Source organism: Thiomicrorhabdus sp. Milos-T2, from assembly GCF_000702325.1.
Classification (GTDB): Bacteria; Pseudomonadota; Gammaproteobacteria; order Thiomicrospirales; family Thiomicrospiraceae; genus Thiomicrorhabdus.
The window spans coordinates 1,646,156-1,662,449 of record NZ_KL370891.1 but is presented as its reverse complement, the minus strand read 5'-3'; the positions used below and the strand labels follow the sequence as shown (position 1 = coordinate 1,662,449).

The following is a 16,294-nucleotide window of genomic DNA, read 5'->3' as shown; positions in this document are numbered from 1 at the left end:
AGGCCTGGTGAGAATAGAAATATGAAATTTAGTGAAAATTGGCTAAGAGAGTGGAGTAATCCACAATGGAACACTCATGAATTGTCTGAAGGATTAAGTTTAGCAGGCCTTGAAGTTGATGGTATTGAACCTGTTGCTGGTGAATTTACCAATGTGGTAGTCGGTCATGTTCTTTCAGTTGAAAAACACCCAGATGCAGACAAATTAAACATTACACAAGTTGATGTTGGTGAAGAAGAACCGGTACAAATTGTTTGTGGTGCTAAAAATGTGGTTGCTGGCATGAAAGCTTGTTGTGCTAAAGTTGGTGCAGTGCTTCCAGGTAACTTTAAAATCAAAAAAGCTAAGTTACGTGGCGTTCCTTCGCACGGAATGTTATGTGGTGCCACTGAAATTGGTTTACCTGATGATGGCGTTGATGGTTTATTGGTTTTACCAAACAATGCCCCTGTAGGCCAAGATGTTCGTGAGTACTTAGATTTAAATGATTCAAGTATCGATGTAGATTTAACTCCAAACCGTGCGGATTGTTTTAGTATTTTAGGTTTAGCACGTGATGTTCATGCGATTAGTGGTGCGCCTTTTAATCAACCTTTTGAAGATAAAGAGTTGGCTGGCACTTCAGCTTGTTCTCAAAACATTGTGGTTTTACAGGAGCAAGCGTGTCCTAAATATTTAGGTTGTGTGGTTTCTGGTTTTGATACAACGGCTCAAACACCTTCTTGGATGGTTCAAAAACTCCAACGTTCAGGTCTTCGTTCATTAAGTTTAGTGGTGGATATTACCAACTATGTATTAATGGAACTTGGTCAGCCTATGCATGCTTTTGATTTGGATAAGCTTCAAGGCGATATTCAAGTTCGTATGGCCAATGCGGGCGAAAAGTTGGTGACTCTAGACGAAAAAGAAATCAGCCTTTCAGATAATACCTTAGTGATTGCTGACGATAGTGGTGCGGTTGCCTTAGCGGGTATTATGGGCGGTCTATCAACATCAGTGACGGATACAACGAGTAAAATCTTTTTTGAATGCGCTCACTTTTCACGTTTAGCAATTACTGGCCAAGCACGTAATTATGGATTACACACGGATTCATCAATGCGTTTTGAACGTGGTGTTGATCCAATGCTACCTGAGCGAGCATTAAATCGTGCGCTCCAATTGTTTACTGAAATTGCCGGTGGTGAAGTTTCTGCATTTAACTCTGTTATTTCAGAAGATTATTTACCAAAACCTGCGGTTATTGAACTGCGCCGTGAGACTATTGCCAGTCGTTTAGGGGTTGCAGTCGAAAATGAGCAAGTAGAAAAAATCTTTGTTGATCTTGGTTTTGAGATTCAAATCAGTGATTTAGGTTGGACAGTGACTTCTCCATCATTCCGTTTTGATATGGCGATTGAAATGGACTTAATTGAAGAAATTGGTCGCGTTTATGGTTATAACAGCTTACCAGAAACGCCGGTTATGGCACCAATGACACTAAATGAGCTACTTGAATCTGAACAGTCTTTGAACGCACTTAAAACAGGCTTAGTACAACGCGGTTACAACGAAGTGGTGACCTACAGTTTTGTTGCTGAAGACAAGCAAAAATTAATTGCTCCTGATTTACCGTATGTTGTGCTTAAAAACCCAATTTCAGATGATATGAAAGCTATGCGTACCACTCTGTTTACCGGCTTGCTTCAAAGTATGGCTTACAATCAAAATCGTCAGCAATCTCGTGTACGTTTGTTTGAAACGGGTCTAGTCTTTTATAAAAATGATGCTGACTCTACGGGTGCAACGCAAGTTCCTATGTTTGGTGGTGCTATTGTTGGTTCAGCAAACATTGCTGGTTGGGATGTAGAAAATCGTAACGTTGATTTTTATGATATGAAAGGGGATGTTGAAACCCTTCTAGGCATGAGCCATAAAGCAGATAAAGTAAGTTATGAAACCTGTACTAACCCTGCATTACATCCAGGGCAATCAGCCTCTATTACTCTAGACGGTAAAGAGATTGGAGTCATGGGGCAATTACATCCTCAGTTAGTCAAAACCATGGGTGTGAGTGGAACGGTATTTATGTTCCAAATACGTCAAGATGCACTCCTAAATATGGATGTACCTAAGGCATCTGCAATTTCTAAATTTCCAGAAGTTCAGCGAGATTTAGCTTTTGTGATGGATGAATCTCAATCTGTCCAATCTTTAATTGACTGTGTAAATTCTGTTAAATCAGATATTTTGCAGTCGATAGATATTTTTGATATTTATCGTGGCCAAGGGATTGAGGATTCACAAAAAAGTATCGCAATTACTTTGCGTATACAGCACCAAGACAGAACTTTACAAGATGAAGAAGTCGAGAACTTAGTTTCTGAAGTATTAACGGCGGCCAAAGCCATTAATGCCGAACTTCGATAAATAGAGACCTTTGCACGAGACTATGTGCGAGTAAAAATGGTTAAAATTCACCTGATTTTTGTTGTACCCCAAGGGCACTTCCGTTGGGCGACAACTTGCGAATAGCTAGCTATTCCCTGCGTTTTCCGTCGCAATCAGGTAAATTTTTTACCCTCAAGGGGTACTTACGCCTATTTTTCTTTCGCACCTATCTCATGCAAAGGTCTCAAATATAAAATAAACGAACAAATAAAATAAACGTAATAGGAAAAAATATGACGTTGACCAAAGCTGACATAGCGCAAGACTTAGCAGAGACATTTGGCTTTAATAAGCGAGAATCTAAAGAGTTAGTAGAACAGTTTTACGATGAAATTAGTGATGTATTAGTTTCAGGTGAGCAAATAAAATTATCAGGATTTGGTAATTTTGAATTACGTGACAAAGCACCTCGTCCAGGACGTAACCCAAGAACGGGTGAAGATGTTCCCATTTCTGCGAGAAGAGTGGTAACATTTAAGCCTGGACAAAAATTGCGTGCTCAAATAGACAATCATGGTCAAGCCTAAGAATCAGAGTCAATTTGCTGAGCAACTTGAAATAGAGTTGCCAGATAAAAAGTACTTCACCATTGGTGAAGTCGCTGACATTTGTCAGTTAAAATCTCACGTTCTGCGTTACTGGGAGCAAGTTTTCCCTCAGCTTGAACCCAGTAAGCGCCGTGGCCGTCGCTATTACCAAAAAAATGATGTTATTTTGGTACTAGAGATTAAAAGCTTATTGCATGATCAGGGATTTACCATTCCTGGAGCAAAATCCCGTCTTTCTAAAAGAGATGTGGATTTGTCAGATGCTTCTTTAAATGTTGAACAAAAGACTACGGTTGAAGAACTTCAACAAATGAAAAACGAATTGATAGAATTCAGGAATTACATTCAAAAGCGTTATTAGTTTTGAATGATTTTAGAATTTAATTGATTCTAAAAGTAACCAGGCCTGGTAAAATAACGAACTTCAAAAAACACACCTAAAACTTTTATTTAGCCATCTTTTATTCACTAAAAGAACAAAAAAGAATGTTAAATAAAATTCTATATCGGAATGTAGCGCAGCTTGGTAGCGCACTTGTCTGGGGGACAAGTGGTCGCAGGTTCAAATCCTGTCATTCCGACCACTTATTTTCTCAATATTCAAATAGAGACCTTTGCACGAGAGTATGTACGAGTAAAAATGGTTAAAATTCACCTTATTTTTGTTTTACCCCAAGGGCACTTCCGTTGGGCGACAACTTGCGAATAGCTAGCTATTCCCTGCATTTTCCGCCGCAATAAGGTAAATTTTTCCTCATTTTTCTTTCGCACCTATCTCGTGCAAAGGTCTCAAATAAAAACAACTAGTTAACTTTTTCTAGCCACTTTCGGGCAGTTTTAAGTCAATTAATGACGACTTTTTTTCTGTTCAATTTCAAGTTGAATCATATCTTTTAAAAGTGAAGACGCAAGTTCTTCATTATGTTTTAAACTGGCGTTTAAAAGATGTTTCCACGTTTCACTGAGTTTTTTCTCTAACTGTGAATTATCCATAACTAAACTCCTTATTTAAGTTATTTAGTTATATTTTATTACTATTTACTGTAAATATCAAATTTTTCTATCAAGAGTGATAAGTCTAGGTAGTGAATACGATCTTAGAGGGTGCAAAATATTCCTAATTTTGGGGTTGATTTTGTACTGAAAATCAAAACTATTTGTTTATTGAGACCTTTGCACTAGATAGGTGCGAAAGAAAAATGAGGAAAAATTCACCTGATTGCGGCGGAAAACGCAGGGAATAGCTAGCTATTCGCAAGTTTTTCAACAAAAATCAGGTGAATTTTAACCATTTTTATTCGCGCATACTCTCGTGCAAAGGTCTCTTATTGTTTATTTATTTTGATTGTTGATAACGAGAGATTGTGCGCAAGCCTCATTAGTTATTTGTTAAATACTTTTTAAGCTTTTGGGGACTTTGTTTAAGGTAGTTCCATTGAGTTATTAAACCAATTATTAACAGTAAACTACTGCCTGATATCAAGCTCAGTAGCCAAACGGTTAGGTCTACTGTTGGCTCTGTTTTAAGTAAATAAACGCTAATCAGTAAACTCGCAATTTGAGCAAAGCTTGCGGCTAAGATTCCTGCGAGGCCTCCTAAAAAAACAAATTCAGTTAACCCTATTTTTATAATCTCTTTATTTTGAGCGCCAAGTGTTCTGAGAAGTAGCCAACTTTGTATTCGGGTTTGTTGACTTGCTAGTGTGGCAGTAAATAGTACGCCTACACTGGCGAGTAGAGTAAAAAGGTAAAGAGCAGAGACTGCCCAACTTGCTTGATTCATTACATCTTGTATTTGCGTCATAATTTTTCTTACATCTATTAGAAGAACGCCCGGCGTTTTGATAGCGAGTTGTTGCGTTAAGTGTGGGGCGATTTCATTATCATCAACGGGTAAGTAAAAGTTGCTTATATAGGTAAAAGGAAGACTTCTAGTCTCTACAGGCTCAATGATAAAGAAGAAGTTGAGTTTAAAACTTTGCCAGTCAACTTTACGAATACTGGTGACTTGGTAGTTAAGATTTTGTCCAGAGATATTAAAGGTTAGTGTATCACCTAGCTTAATACCAAATAGTTCAGCGATACTTTGTTCAACCGATACGAAGGGTTGTGAAGGGCTGTGATTTAATTTTGCAACGATTTGATTGTGGCTTGGAATGGTATCCAAGATCGCAATATTGGATTCACGTTGTAATAGCCGTTTGCCACGTTCATTTGCTTGTTGGCTGGCTAGTACCGTTTGGTTGTTAATTTTGACTAAGCGACCTCTAACCATGGGGGCTTCGCTTTTGTTGGGTATTGTTGTAAAGAGCTTATCCACAGCCAGTTTTTGTTCTGGCTGAATATTCATTACAAAGGTATTGGGTGTGTTCTTTGGTAAGGATGCTTGCCAGTTACCCAGTAAATCATGCCTTACAAAAGTCATTAACATTAATACAAATAACACCATGCCCACTGAAATTAATTGTATTTGTACCAGGCCTGGTTCTTTGTTTAGATTAGATAAAGCAATCTTAAACCAGCCTCGACTCTGGCTTTGTAAAAAATTGAGAAATTTAAGCAGTAGCATTGAGGCTAAAAAGAGCAATAGACTAAATATTAGAATACCTATGACTATCCAAATGATGCTTTTAATATTGAGCATTAAACTGACTAAAGTCAGGAGTAATAAAAAGCTGATTAACCAGTTTACATACCCAGCTTGACTTGGTACCGACTTTAGAATTTGAATGGGAGCGGTTTTTAAGGCACTTTGAAAGGCTTGCCAAGCAAATGTCCATAGCACCAAAATACCGCTAAAAAAACCTATCGTCATTGCAGTGATGGGGTTTGCAGTGACTAATGGGGTAAAAAAGTTGGCTAAGAAAGGATGGATGATTAGAGAGATAATGTAGCCCAATAAAACCCCAATTAAGCTACTAAAAACCGCAATCCAAGTCAGTTGAAAACCAAAGAGACGAGTCATTTTTCCATTATTAGCACCAAATGCACGCATTAAGGCCATGCTATTTTTCCAACGATTTAAGTAGAATCGGCTGGCAATAAGAATGGACATTCCCGCAACTAAAATTGCCGATAAGGCGGATAAGTCTAGAAACAGCCAAGCAGTTTCTAAAGTGTTTCCTAAGTCTTCTGAAGGGGCTTTTGCAGAAACCACTTGCCAGTGAGGTGTTGGTTTTTGTTTAACTAGTTTTGCAAATTGTTTAATGGCTTTATCAGGGCCAGACACGGCTAATGAGTAATTAACTCTACTGCCTGGGCCTATTAATTTTGTTTGCTTAAGAACGGATAAATCAAGCCAAATTTGTGGCGCAAAACTCGCCATTGGGTTTATCACTTGGGGACTTTCAATGGAGCCAGCTATGCTAAATTCTTGAGAACCTAAAATAATTTTAGAGTTTTTATCAAGTTGCATTAATGAAACTAATTTAGGTTCAACCCACACACTATGTTTATTGAGCTTTTTATAAGGCAAAATATTATTAGCCGTGAACTTACCCCGTAAAGGTTGATTAGCAGAGATTCCTTTAAGTTGTATTAATTGAAAAGTCGGTTCTTCATTGTCTTTTTGCGTAGCCGCCATAGTGACTAATGCGGTGCTTTTAAAGGTTTTTAAACCCAATTGAATGGCTTGTTGTTGCCAGTGTTGCTCAATAGGGCGAGAACTTTTAATAACTAAGTCTGCGCCAATGGATTCAGAGGCTTTTCTTAGCATGCTTTGTTGTACAGTTTCACCGAGTTGTTTAACAACGGTTACCGTACTGCTCGCAATAATTACGGCAATAATCAGCCACAACCAATCTCCTTTTTTTAGGCTTCTAAAAAACCATTTAGAGGCCGTAATCGCTTCATTTTTAATGGATTTAAGCATGCGTGGCTTCCGTAGTGATTTGCTCAAGTAAATGTCCGTTGCTTAAGTGGTAACTTTTTTGACAACGCTGCGCAAATTCTAAATCGTGAGTGACCACAATAAGAGTCGTTTTGATTGTTCTGTTTAATTCAAATAATAGATCTTGGATTTGTGCTGCGGTTTCTTCATCTAAGTTTCCTGTGGGTTCATCTGCAAATAGAACCTTAGGTTTTGTTACAAAGGCTCTTGCAATCGCTACACGTTGTTGTTCACCACCCGAAAGCTCTGCGGGCCTATGATGAGCTCTATTTTCTAGCCCCACTTGTTTTAAGGCTTGTAGAGCTTTTTCTTGAGCGTTTTCAATTTCAAATAACTCTAATGGCATTAAGATATTTTCCAACGCCGTCATACTCGGCATTAATTGAAAATTTTGAAAAATAAAGCCGACTTGTTGTGCACGAATCTGGGCTCTTTCATCCTCGGAGCAATGATTTAAAGTATGGCCAAGTAAATTCACATTACCAGAACTAGGTGATTCGAGTCCTGCCATAAGTGAAAGCAGGGTGGATTTACCCGAACCAGATCGCCCTACAATCGCAATAATTTCTTTAGACTGGACACTTAGGTTGCAGGCTTTTATGATATCTAAAACTTCAGAATCAGAAGGGATCTGATAATGCACATCTTGCAATTCAATTACAGTGGTAAATTTATCGACGTTGGCAGTCATTTGTTAACAGTTCTCTTATCAGTACTTATTACAGTGAGTATGATTTTTCATCCTAGTCTAAGCTATGCTCAACCGCAAGAAGCAATTGCTGATAAAGCTTTGAAACTTAATGAAGTTTCTTCTTGTTCAAAAGACTGTAACGCTATAAAAGATACCAGGCCTGGTAAGATTTTAAATATCTTAATAATGGGTGATAGTTTAAGCGCAGCTTATGGTTTGGATATTGAAAAGGGGTGGGCGGCATTATTAAAAAAACGTTACTCTGATATGAATGTCATTAATGCGAGTATTAGTGGAGAAACTACCTCAGGTGGTAAACAACGATTACCCAAATTATTAAAGCAGTATAAACCCGATATTATGATACTTGAGCTTGGTGCCAATGATGCATTGCGTGGCCAAAATTTAAAAGTTACTCAAGCCAATTTACAAACTATGATTGAATCCTGTTCACGTGTTAATAAAGCCTGTAACGTTATTTTACTTGGCGTACAGCTGCCTACAAATTACGGACCTTTATATGACAAAATGTTTCAAAAAATGTACCGAGACTTAGCGCAAAAAAATAGCCTGTTGTTTGATCCATTTTTTATTGAACCCGTTGCATTAGACCCCGGTTTAATGCAAGAGGATGCATTACATCCCAATTCAGCTGCACAACCCATTATATTGAAGAGAATTGCACCCTTAATTGATAAAGCCATTAATCGGTAAATAAGGGTTTGAGTTAAGTCTATTTGATACGGTTTTATATAAAACATATTCACTACATTTTGTAGGTTAAGTATATAATTGAAATCCTATAAAAACACACGTCGCTTGAGTTCATTTCACGCGAGTTTATTTCAAGTAAGTTCATGTCACGCAAGTTCGTAGTGTTAAAAAAGTGATTAAAGATTATTAGGAACGCTTCTTAGTTATGCAGCAAAAATTTCAAAATGCTATGAATGCCATTCGTGGTCAATCTATCCCTGAGTTGCCAGATGAAATTTTACTTTTAGAAAAAGAAATTACGAGTAAGTTTGCAAGTATTGCTGTTGTAGCTGAAATTATAGAAAAAAATGCTACGCTTTCTGGAGCGGTGTTAAAAATTGTAAATTCTCCTGTTGTCAAACTCGCTGAACCCCTTAGCTCAATACGTGAAGCCGTTAATATTTTAGGTTTAGATAATATTTATAACTTGGTGGTTGCGGCAGCCGTACAAAATTTATTTGGCGGACAAGGCTTGCTCAAGGATATTATGGATTACAGCGTTGATGTGGCTTTTTGCATGGCAGATATCTCAGAGTGGGTGGCTGATGTGAGCCGTGATGAAGCTTATATGTTAGGCCTGTTTCATAATGTTGGAGCTATGATGTTGGCTTCACAAGATGAAGCCAAATATGATGGTTTGTTTAGAAGTTCAATGTCTATACCTATTTTATCGCTAAAAAAAGAAGAAGCTATTTATGGTTCAAATCATGCCATTATTGGTGTGCTTGTTGGTAAAAAATGGCATTTGCCAACTGAAATGCTAAATGCCATTATGCTGCACCATAATGAGAAGTGTGAGCGTATTAAAAATGATAATGTTAGAGCCATGGTCGCTATGATTAAAGTCGCTAGTGGTATCGTGTCCGAGATTTCATTAGGCGCTTATCGTAGCGCTGAAATGCGTGATTATGAAAAAGATGGAATGCAAGAGTTAATGTTAGAGGATCATGTGGTTAAAGAGATTCGCACCGCTTTAATGTCTTATACCTTTAAAGATTAACTTAAGACTCATATTAAGCGGCCTTGTAAAATCGTAAAGGTCTCTATTAGGTTTGCAGCTTTCTACTAATGATGGTCTGTTTAGGATGGGTTACTATTTCTTTCTTTTTAGAACCCATCGCCTTAGTCCCAGATTTAATGCAATGGATTAGACCCCAATGCAGTTGCACAACCCATTATTTTGCAACGAGTTACGCTTTTAGAGGAATGAACTCTAACAAGAGCTCAAAGCACGTTAATCTTTTAAAGCGCTAGGGTCTTGGTAGAAATTTAAAGCTATTCACAGAGTTTTCTAGTGCTTGCATTTGACTGATGATATTCACCGAGGTCGAGGCAATTTCTTCTACCAATGCCGCATTTTGTTGAGTGGTGTCGTCTAGTGAATTAAAAGCACGGCTAATTTCTTCAATACCTATCACTTGCTGTTCTAGATTTTTATGCATGATGGTAATCATTTCAGAAACTTCTTCTACAGACTTTTGATTGTGAGAGAAGGTTTGTGTGGTTTTTTGACTCAGTTCTAACCCAGCTTTGACTTTACTTAAGCTAGTTTCAGAAACGGTTTTAATTTGTTTTGCAGCATCAGCAGAACGTCCCGCTAAATTTCTTACTTCCCCTGCGACTACAGCAAACCCACGCCCAGCTTCCCCAGCTCTCGCGGCTTCAACAGCGGCATTAAGCGCTAATAGATTAGTCTGAAATGCAATACTATCAATGACTTCAGTAATGTTAGATATTTCTTCACTCGCCCTAGAGATTTCATGCATAGCATTGTCCATTTGGGTAACGATTTTACTTCCTTGCTGAATTTTTGTTTTTACAGAATCACTCAATATATTGACATCTTTAGCTTGCTGTAAAGATTCAGTGATTGACATGGTCACGGTGTCCATGTTTTGAGTGGTGTCTTGCAAAGCAGACGCTTGCACTTGAACTCTTTCGCTTAAGTCTTGGTTACCAGTACTTATTTCATTAACGCCGTGCACAGCGTCATGAGAAGCCTGTTTAACTGAATGAAGCATTTGACTCATATTATTGGCAACTAAATCCATGTTGTCTTTTAATTCGTTTAAACGACCATCAAATTGAATGCGTGTTTGATATGAGAAGTTTCCTTGTTGATAGTGATCTAAAATCTGATTAGCGGTTTCAATTGTTGACTCTAGCGTGTTAAGTGAGTTATTTAAGAACGCTTTTAATTGACTATATTCACCTGGTAAATCAACTTCAATGCGATGGCTAAACTCTCCATTACTCATATTTTTCATAACATCAATAATTGATGAAATCGACGTTTTTTGAATATCGATTGCACTTTGTAAATTATTCATCACTTGATGGTAATCGCCATTAAATTTGTGTAAATCTATTTGAGTGTTAAGGTCTCCATTGGCAAGCGCTTTACTGGCTTGGTCAATTTCAGACAAAGTATCTTTTACTTGTAGAAGCGTGCTGTTGAAATTATCCTTTAAGCTTGCAAGCTCTCCTTGATAATTGCCGTTTACTTTGGCAGACAAATCGCCTTCTACTAAAGATTTACTGACCTGATTTATTTCATTGGTTACAGAGCTTACGGAATTAAATAGCATCTGGATACATTTTCCAATGTCCACTAATTCATTTTTACCTTCCGGAGAGGTCCACTCCTTGAAGGTTCCATTTTGTGCCACATTTAGCACTTGTTTTCTCATTTTTGCTAATGGCTTAGTAATTGATGAGACGATAAGTAGTGTTATAAGCATTGAAATGACCAATGCTACGATACTGATAAAAGTCACTTTCTCTAGAACATTGGAACTTAATAAGTTTAGATGATTAATTAGATGGTCGGTTTTTTTGTGGGTTTTATCTACACGTTTTTGTAAGATGGAGGTCGCAGATTTTGATAAGTCACTAATGGTAATGTTATTTTGTTCAGTGGTTGTCATGTAGTCTTTTAGGTCATTAAAAGATTCTTGATAACCATCACGAGCTTCTACAAGGGTTTCATAAGTTTCTCTGTTTTCAAAATCCCCTTCAAAAACTTCGCTTAACGATTCAAGTAGTTTGTCAGCGCTATCGCCTAAACCTTGTTGGTCAAAACTTTTCTTATGTGAAAGATCATTACTAGATACCATTTTAACCATGCTATCTTGAGATTTTTGTAATCTAATGGTTAGCTCATTGATTAAATTAATCGTATCTTCATCTAGAGAATCGATATCTAGAAGCGTCTGAATACTTTCTTTTAATGTTTTTGCAGAAGGATCTATGCCATAGAGAATGGTTTCTTGTATTTGGCGTTTTAAAAAAACCAAAGAATTGGCTGATTTTTTAATGTTCATCAAAATATCAGTCATCTTTAAAACATCGGCTTCAGTGGAATCCTTTTGAGATTGGTTAATAGTCAATTTAGGGGTGTTTTCAGGAGATTCAATCTCATTTGTTGTGACTTGGCTAATGGTTGATGGTTCGGTTTTTTCAGCATTTTTACCCTCTAAGCTTTCATTTGTCTCTGATTCAGCAGAAGAGTTAATTTCTGGTTGGTTAGTTTGCGAAAGATTAAGTTGTTTAAGCGTTTCAATTTGAGCATTAAACTCTTCACCATACTGCTTTTGCAGTGTTAAGGTGTAGTTGTTCATGCTTAGTAAGGTATTAGAAAATTGTGTTTGGAACTCGGAAATTTTTGCTGCTTCGGATGTCTGTAATCTTTCAAGTTCTGAAGTGTCTTGGTTTACCACCAATAGGGCATCCCGAGAAGATATAAATATTAAGATTAGAAAAGAAACAACTATGAAAAGGTTTAGCCATAATCGTTGTTTAATTGAAAGTTTATTTAATATATTCATAATCTTTTTACTCAAAATATCCTGCTATTTTGTAATATCCTAAATTATGAATATGACACGAATGTTAAAGGTTCTTCGCGTGATGAGGCCTATATGTTTCGCCGATTTCATAATTCAGGTGATTAGATGTTGGTCTCAATTAATGAAGAAAAAGCATGGCAGCCTGTTTCGGAACTCGATCTCTTTGCCAGCCTTATATCAGGCGAAAAATTAGCAGTTTTTGTGCCAAACCACGCAACAATTGGTCTGCTTATTGCCTAAAAGTGGCATCTGCCAGTTAATATGCTGAATGCGATTGTATCTGAAGTTTCTCTGGGTGCTTATCGTGGTGGGGGAATGCAACGTTATGGATAGGATGGATTGAAAGAGTTACGCATTCAAGATGAGGTAATTAGCGATGATGTGATTAGCGAATTTCGAACGGCGCTTATGTTTTATTTAAAGAGACCTTTGCACGAGATAGGTGCGAAAGAAAAATGAGGAAAAATTTGCCTGATTGCGGCGGAAAACGTAGTGAATAGCTAGCTATTCGCAAGTTTTTCAACAAAAATCGGGGAAATTTTAACCATTTTTACTCGCGCATACTCTCGTGCAAAGGTCTCTTAAAAGATTAAATGAGTAATTAATTAAATAAAGCTTAACTTAAGCTTAAATTAGTCTTAAATTAAGCTTTAAAGCAGCCAGGCCTGGTAGATTTATAACTTAACAGGCCTGGTGAAACAGGATTTTCAACTTTTTAGGTATTTTAAGTCAAACAACAAGCCAACTGCATTAGCTTAATTAACCACTTTTAATGTTGAGTACTAACTTCTTGTTCAGCAGCTTTTTGTGCAAGAAACGTTTTTAACGCTAAGGACTTCGCTCGAATGTTAAAAGTCAATCGTGCAACATCATCAAAATGTTTTGCAAAGTTTACGGTCATACCTTCCTGTAAATAATCCGGCAGTTCTTGATAATCTTTACGATTATCTTCCGGCAAAATTAACTCTTTAATGCCAATGCGTTTGGCAGCAATGACCTTTTCACGAATTCCTCCAACAGGCAAAACTTGCCCCGTTAGACTCAATTCGCCGGTCATGGCTAGAGGCGTTTTAATCGCTTCATCTCTTGCTAAAGACAGCAGGGCGGTTGCCATGGTTACCCCAGCACTTGGACCATCTTTAGGGGTTGCGCCATCGGGAACATGTAAATGCACAAAGGCTTTATCAAAAAATTCAGGATCAGCTTTATATTTATCTAAATTAGAAGAGATAAAACTGTAAGCAATTCCCGCCGATTCTTGCATGACCTCTCCAAGTTGACCCGAAAGCTTAAACCCCCTGTTTAAAGTATGGACTCGGCTAGCCTCTATCGTTAAAGTTGCACCACCCATTGATGTCCATGCTAGACCGGTAACCGTTCCAACTTGTTGATTGATTTTTTCGGGTGTAAAGCGAGGTTGTCCTAGCATCTCTTCAAGTTCATTGACGTGGATTTTAGTACTGTTTAAATCGGTTGTTACGAACTTTAAGGCCAGTTTTCTAACTAATTTAGCTAACTGTTTTTTTAAGTTACGTACACCAGATTCTCGAGCATAACCTTCAATGACATGGCGAATGGTTGCAGGGGTAATTTGTACTTGTTCTCTGGTTAAACCCGATTCAGCTAGTAGAGCTGGCCAGAGATGATGTTTGGCAATTTTGATTTTCTCTTCAGTGATATAGCCTGATAGACGAATTACTTCCATTCGATCTAGAAGTGGGCCAGGAATGGTATCTAAGGTATTAGCGGTGCACACAAACAACGCTTTAGATAAGTCAAAGCGAACGTCCATGAAGTGGTCCATAAATTCATGATTTTGTTCAGGGTCTAACACCTCTAATAAGGCGGATGCAGGGTCGCCTTGAAAAGAGGCTCCAATTTTGTCAATTTCATCAAGCATAATAACCGGGTTAGCGGTTTCGCAATCTTTTAATGCTTGTACAAACTTGCCCGGCATCGCACCAATGTAAGTGCGTCTATGACCTTTAATCTCTGCTTCATCACGCATTCCTCCAACAGAGAAACGGTAGAACTTACGCCCTAAAGATTCTGCAATCGAGTGGCCAATAGAGGTTTTACCAACACCTGGAGGCCCAACTAAACAGATAATGGAGCCAGACACTTCACCTTTAAGTGCGCCTACGGCTAAAAACTCTAAAATTCGGTCTTTAACATCTTCTAAACCATCATGACCTTTATCAAGCACCTTTTTAGCACGCTTAAGGTCGAGTAAATCTTCGCTATATTTACCCCATGGTAATTGGGTTAACCAATCTAACCAATTTCGTGCCACATTATATTCAGGTGACTGAGGGTCAAGTAGACTTAATTTACTGAGTTCTTCTTCCGCTTTTTTGGTGGCTTCTTCAGAAAGCGTCAGTTTTTCAATACGCTCTCTAAAACGATCACTATCTAAGGTTTGGTCATCCTTAACCATTCCAAGTTCTTTTTGAATCTCATTAAGTTGTTGACGTAAAAAGAATTCACGCTGATGATCCGAGAGATTTTCTTCAACACGCTCACGTATATTGAATTGTAATTTAGTGACTTCAATCTCTTGTTTAAAGAGCGCCAACACCTTTTCCATTCTTTCAGACAGGTTGAGTGTTTCTAATATATCTTGTAGTTTGTCATTTTCAGCGGTGGTTAAGCTTGCAGCAAAGTCAGCCAGTTGAGACGGCTCACTGGCGCTGTATCTGTTTAAAAAATATTTTAATTCTTCGCTATACAGTGGGTTTAGAGGTAGCAGCTCTCTAAAGGCATTCATGATGGCTAAACCATAAGCTTTTAACTCTTGCTCTGAACCGTCAATAATGTCTTTTGGATAATTGACTCCCGCTCGATAAGGCGCTTTGTCTGAAATCCAATTGTTTATTTCAAAACGTTGAATCCCTTCAGCGATGAGTTGAATATAGTCTTCTTTGACTTTAGGGTCGTGAATTTTGACTAAGGTACCCATTTGAGTAAAATCGGTAGTCAGTGCTTTTTCGTGATTTTCTGTGTTGACAAAGATAATCCCGATGTATTTGCATTTGCGAGCTTTAATGGCTTCATAGGTTTCTTCCCAATTCTCTTTATTGAGCAATACAGGAAGCTGTTGACCTGGAAAAAATGGACGTTCCTTAACCGGAAGCAGAAAAATCTCCTTGGGAATAGTGAGTTCAGGTTTAGCTAAATGCCCAAAAATACTCCCCGGATTTGCCTCAATATGTTCGCCCTCAAGTATGGCATTAGCGGTATCAATTAACTTTTGAGCAAGCGCTTCATTGACTTCAATTTTTATTTGGTCGGTATCGACATTTTCTTGAATGTGGTTTGAAGTGTCGATGTCATTTAAATCAGGCTCTTCATCTTCATCAATATCATCAGCTAAAACAATATCCTTAGCTTCGCCGTAATCGGCAACTTGTAAAGTTTCGCTTAATTCATTTTCAGTTACTTGAGCTGCGGTTTGTTCAATTTCTGGCAAGTCATTGTTATTGGTTTTATCGGTCATATTTTTTTTAGGTATCGTCTAAATATTTGTAAGAATACGGTATTATATGCGGACATAAATTAATAGATTCAAGAGTAGAAGATGCAAAAAAGTGAAATTAAAATTGGGTTTGTAACCGTATCTGATCGTGCTAGTCGTGGAGAGTATGAAGACTTGGGCGGCCCAGCTATGCAAGAGTGGATTTCTAAAGCTTTAACCAATGAGTGGACAGCCGTCGCTAAGGTGATTGAAGACGAGCAAACATTGATTGAACAAACCTTAATTGACATGATTGATAATCAGGGATGTGGGCTTATTTTAACAACCGGAGGCACCGGGCCTGCTAAGCGCGATGTAACCCCTGAGGCTACCGCAAATGTTTGCGATAAAATTTTAGATGGCTTTGCTGAGCAAATGCGTGCGGTTTCTCTAAAGTATGTGCCGACAGCAATTTTGTCACGTCAAATTGCGGGTACTAGAGGAAGTTGCTTAATTATTAACCTTCCTGGAAAACCTTCAGCAATAGGTGAATGTTTAGAAGCCGTTTTTCCTGCGGTTCCTTATTGTGTGGATTTGATAGAAGGGCCATATCTAGAAACTGACGATAGTTTTGTTAAAGGTTTTAGACCAAAACACGCTAAAAAACCAAACGCTTAAAAA

The 16,294-nt window shown here is 37.9% G+C and carries 12 protein-coding genes and 1 tRNA gene; 8 read left to right on the top strand and 5 right to left on the bottom strand.

Annotated features, from left to right (window positions below; all coding sequences use genetic code 11):
- The first annotated feature begins 21 nt into the window (after positions 1-21).
- The 4 genes from pheT to BS34_RS0107580 all read left to right on the top strand — a co-directional run bounded on the left by pheT (position 22) and on the right by BS34_RS0107580 (position 3,562).
- Positions 22-2,409: a phenylalanine--tRNA ligase subunit beta gene (gene pheT, locus BS34_RS0107595; protein WP_029407928.1), complete on the top strand. Its 2,388-nt coding sequence runs from the start codon at positions 22-24 to the stop codon at positions 2,407-2,409.
- Between the two features lie 254 nt (positions 2,410-2,663).
- Complete coding sequence (locus BS34_RS0107590; RefSeq protein ID WP_029407927.1) at positions 2,664-2,957, top strand: integration host factor subunit alpha; 294 nt, start codon at positions 2,664-2,666, stop codon at positions 2,955-2,957.
- The gene (locus BS34_RS0107585; protein ID WP_029407926.1) at positions 2,944-3,339 is read left to right on the top strand and encodes a MerR family transcriptional regulator; all 396 of its coding nucleotides are present in this window, start codon (positions 2,944-2,946) and stop codon (positions 3,337-3,339) included. Before BS34_RS0107590 ends, BS34_RS0107585 begins: the two co-directional genes overlap by 14 nt.
- A 146-nt stretch (positions 3,340-3,485) precedes the next feature.
- Positions 3,486-3,562 (top strand) — tRNA-Pro (locus tag BS34_RS0107580).
- Between the two features lie 262 nt (positions 3,563-3,824).
- On the opposite strand, the gene BS34_RS12970 is transcribed toward BS34_RS0107580, so the two are convergent.
- The 3 genes from BS34_RS12970 to BS34_RS0107565 form a co-directional block, all read right to left on the bottom strand.
- A complete protein-coding gene (locus BS34_RS12970) occupies positions 3,825-3,971 on the bottom strand; it encodes a hypothetical protein (protein WP_158660989.1) in 147 nt (48 codons plus the stop codon).
- A 385-nt stretch (positions 3,972-4,356) separates the two neighbouring features.
- The gene (locus tag BS34_RS0107570) at positions 4,357-6,849 is read right to left on the bottom strand and encodes an ABC transporter permease (RefSeq protein WP_029407925.1); all 2,493 of its coding nucleotides are present in this window, start codon (positions 6,847-6,849) and stop codon (positions 4,357-4,359) included.
- Positions 6,842-7,558, bottom strand: a complete 717-nt coding sequence (locus BS34_RS0107565; protein WP_029407924.1) for an ABC transporter ATP-binding protein — start codon at positions 7,556-7,558, stop codon at positions 6,842-6,844. Before BS34_RS0107565 ends, BS34_RS0107570 begins: the two co-directional genes overlap by 8 nt.
- Between BS34_RS0107565 and BS34_RS0107560 the strand changes: the two genes are divergently transcribed.
- Positions 7,559-8,272 carry an arylesterase gene (locus BS34_RS0107560; RefSeq protein ID WP_233993169.1) on the top strand — a complete coding sequence of 238 codons (714 nt, stop codon included), beginning with the start codon at positions 7,559-7,561 and terminating at the stop codon, positions 8,270-8,272. It abuts the gene before it with no gap.
- 205 nt (positions 8,273-8,477) lie between these two features.
- Entirely contained in the window at positions 8,478-9,311 is an 834-nt protein-coding gene (locus tag BS34_RS0107555; RefSeq protein WP_029407922.1) for an HDOD domain-containing protein, read from the top strand.
- Between the two features lie 250 nt (positions 9,312-9,561).
- On the opposite strand, the gene BS34_RS0107550 is transcribed toward BS34_RS0107555, so the two are convergent.
- Positions 9,562-12,138, bottom strand: coding sequence for a methyl-accepting chemotaxis protein (locus BS34_RS0107550; protein ID WP_029407921.1), 2,577 nt, complete (start codon positions 12,136-12,138; stop codon positions 9,562-9,564).
- A 126-nt stretch (positions 12,139-12,264) separates the two neighbouring features.
- Between BS34_RS0107550 and BS34_RS13155 the strand changes: the two genes are divergently transcribed.
- Complete coding sequence (locus tag BS34_RS13155) at positions 12,265-12,399, top strand: hypothetical protein (RefSeq protein ID WP_255327153.1); 135 nt, start codon at positions 12,265-12,267, stop codon at positions 12,397-12,399.
- Positions 12,400-12,928: 529 nt separating this feature from the next.
- On the opposite strand, the gene lon is transcribed toward BS34_RS13155, so the two are convergent.
- On the bottom strand, positions 12,929-15,655 hold the full coding sequence (gene lon, locus BS34_RS0107535) for an endopeptidase La (protein ID WP_038126315.1): 2,727 nt from the start codon (positions 15,653-15,655) through the stop codon (positions 12,929-12,931).
- A gap of 81 nt (positions 15,656-15,736) precedes the next feature.
- On the opposite strand from lon, the gene mog reads away from it, so the two are divergent.
- Positions 15,737-16,291, top strand: coding sequence for a molybdopterin adenylyltransferase (gene mog / locus BS34_RS0107530; protein ID WP_029407919.1), 555 nt, complete (start codon positions 15,737-15,739; stop codon positions 16,289-16,291).
- Positions 16,292-16,294: the final 3 nt, after the last annotated feature.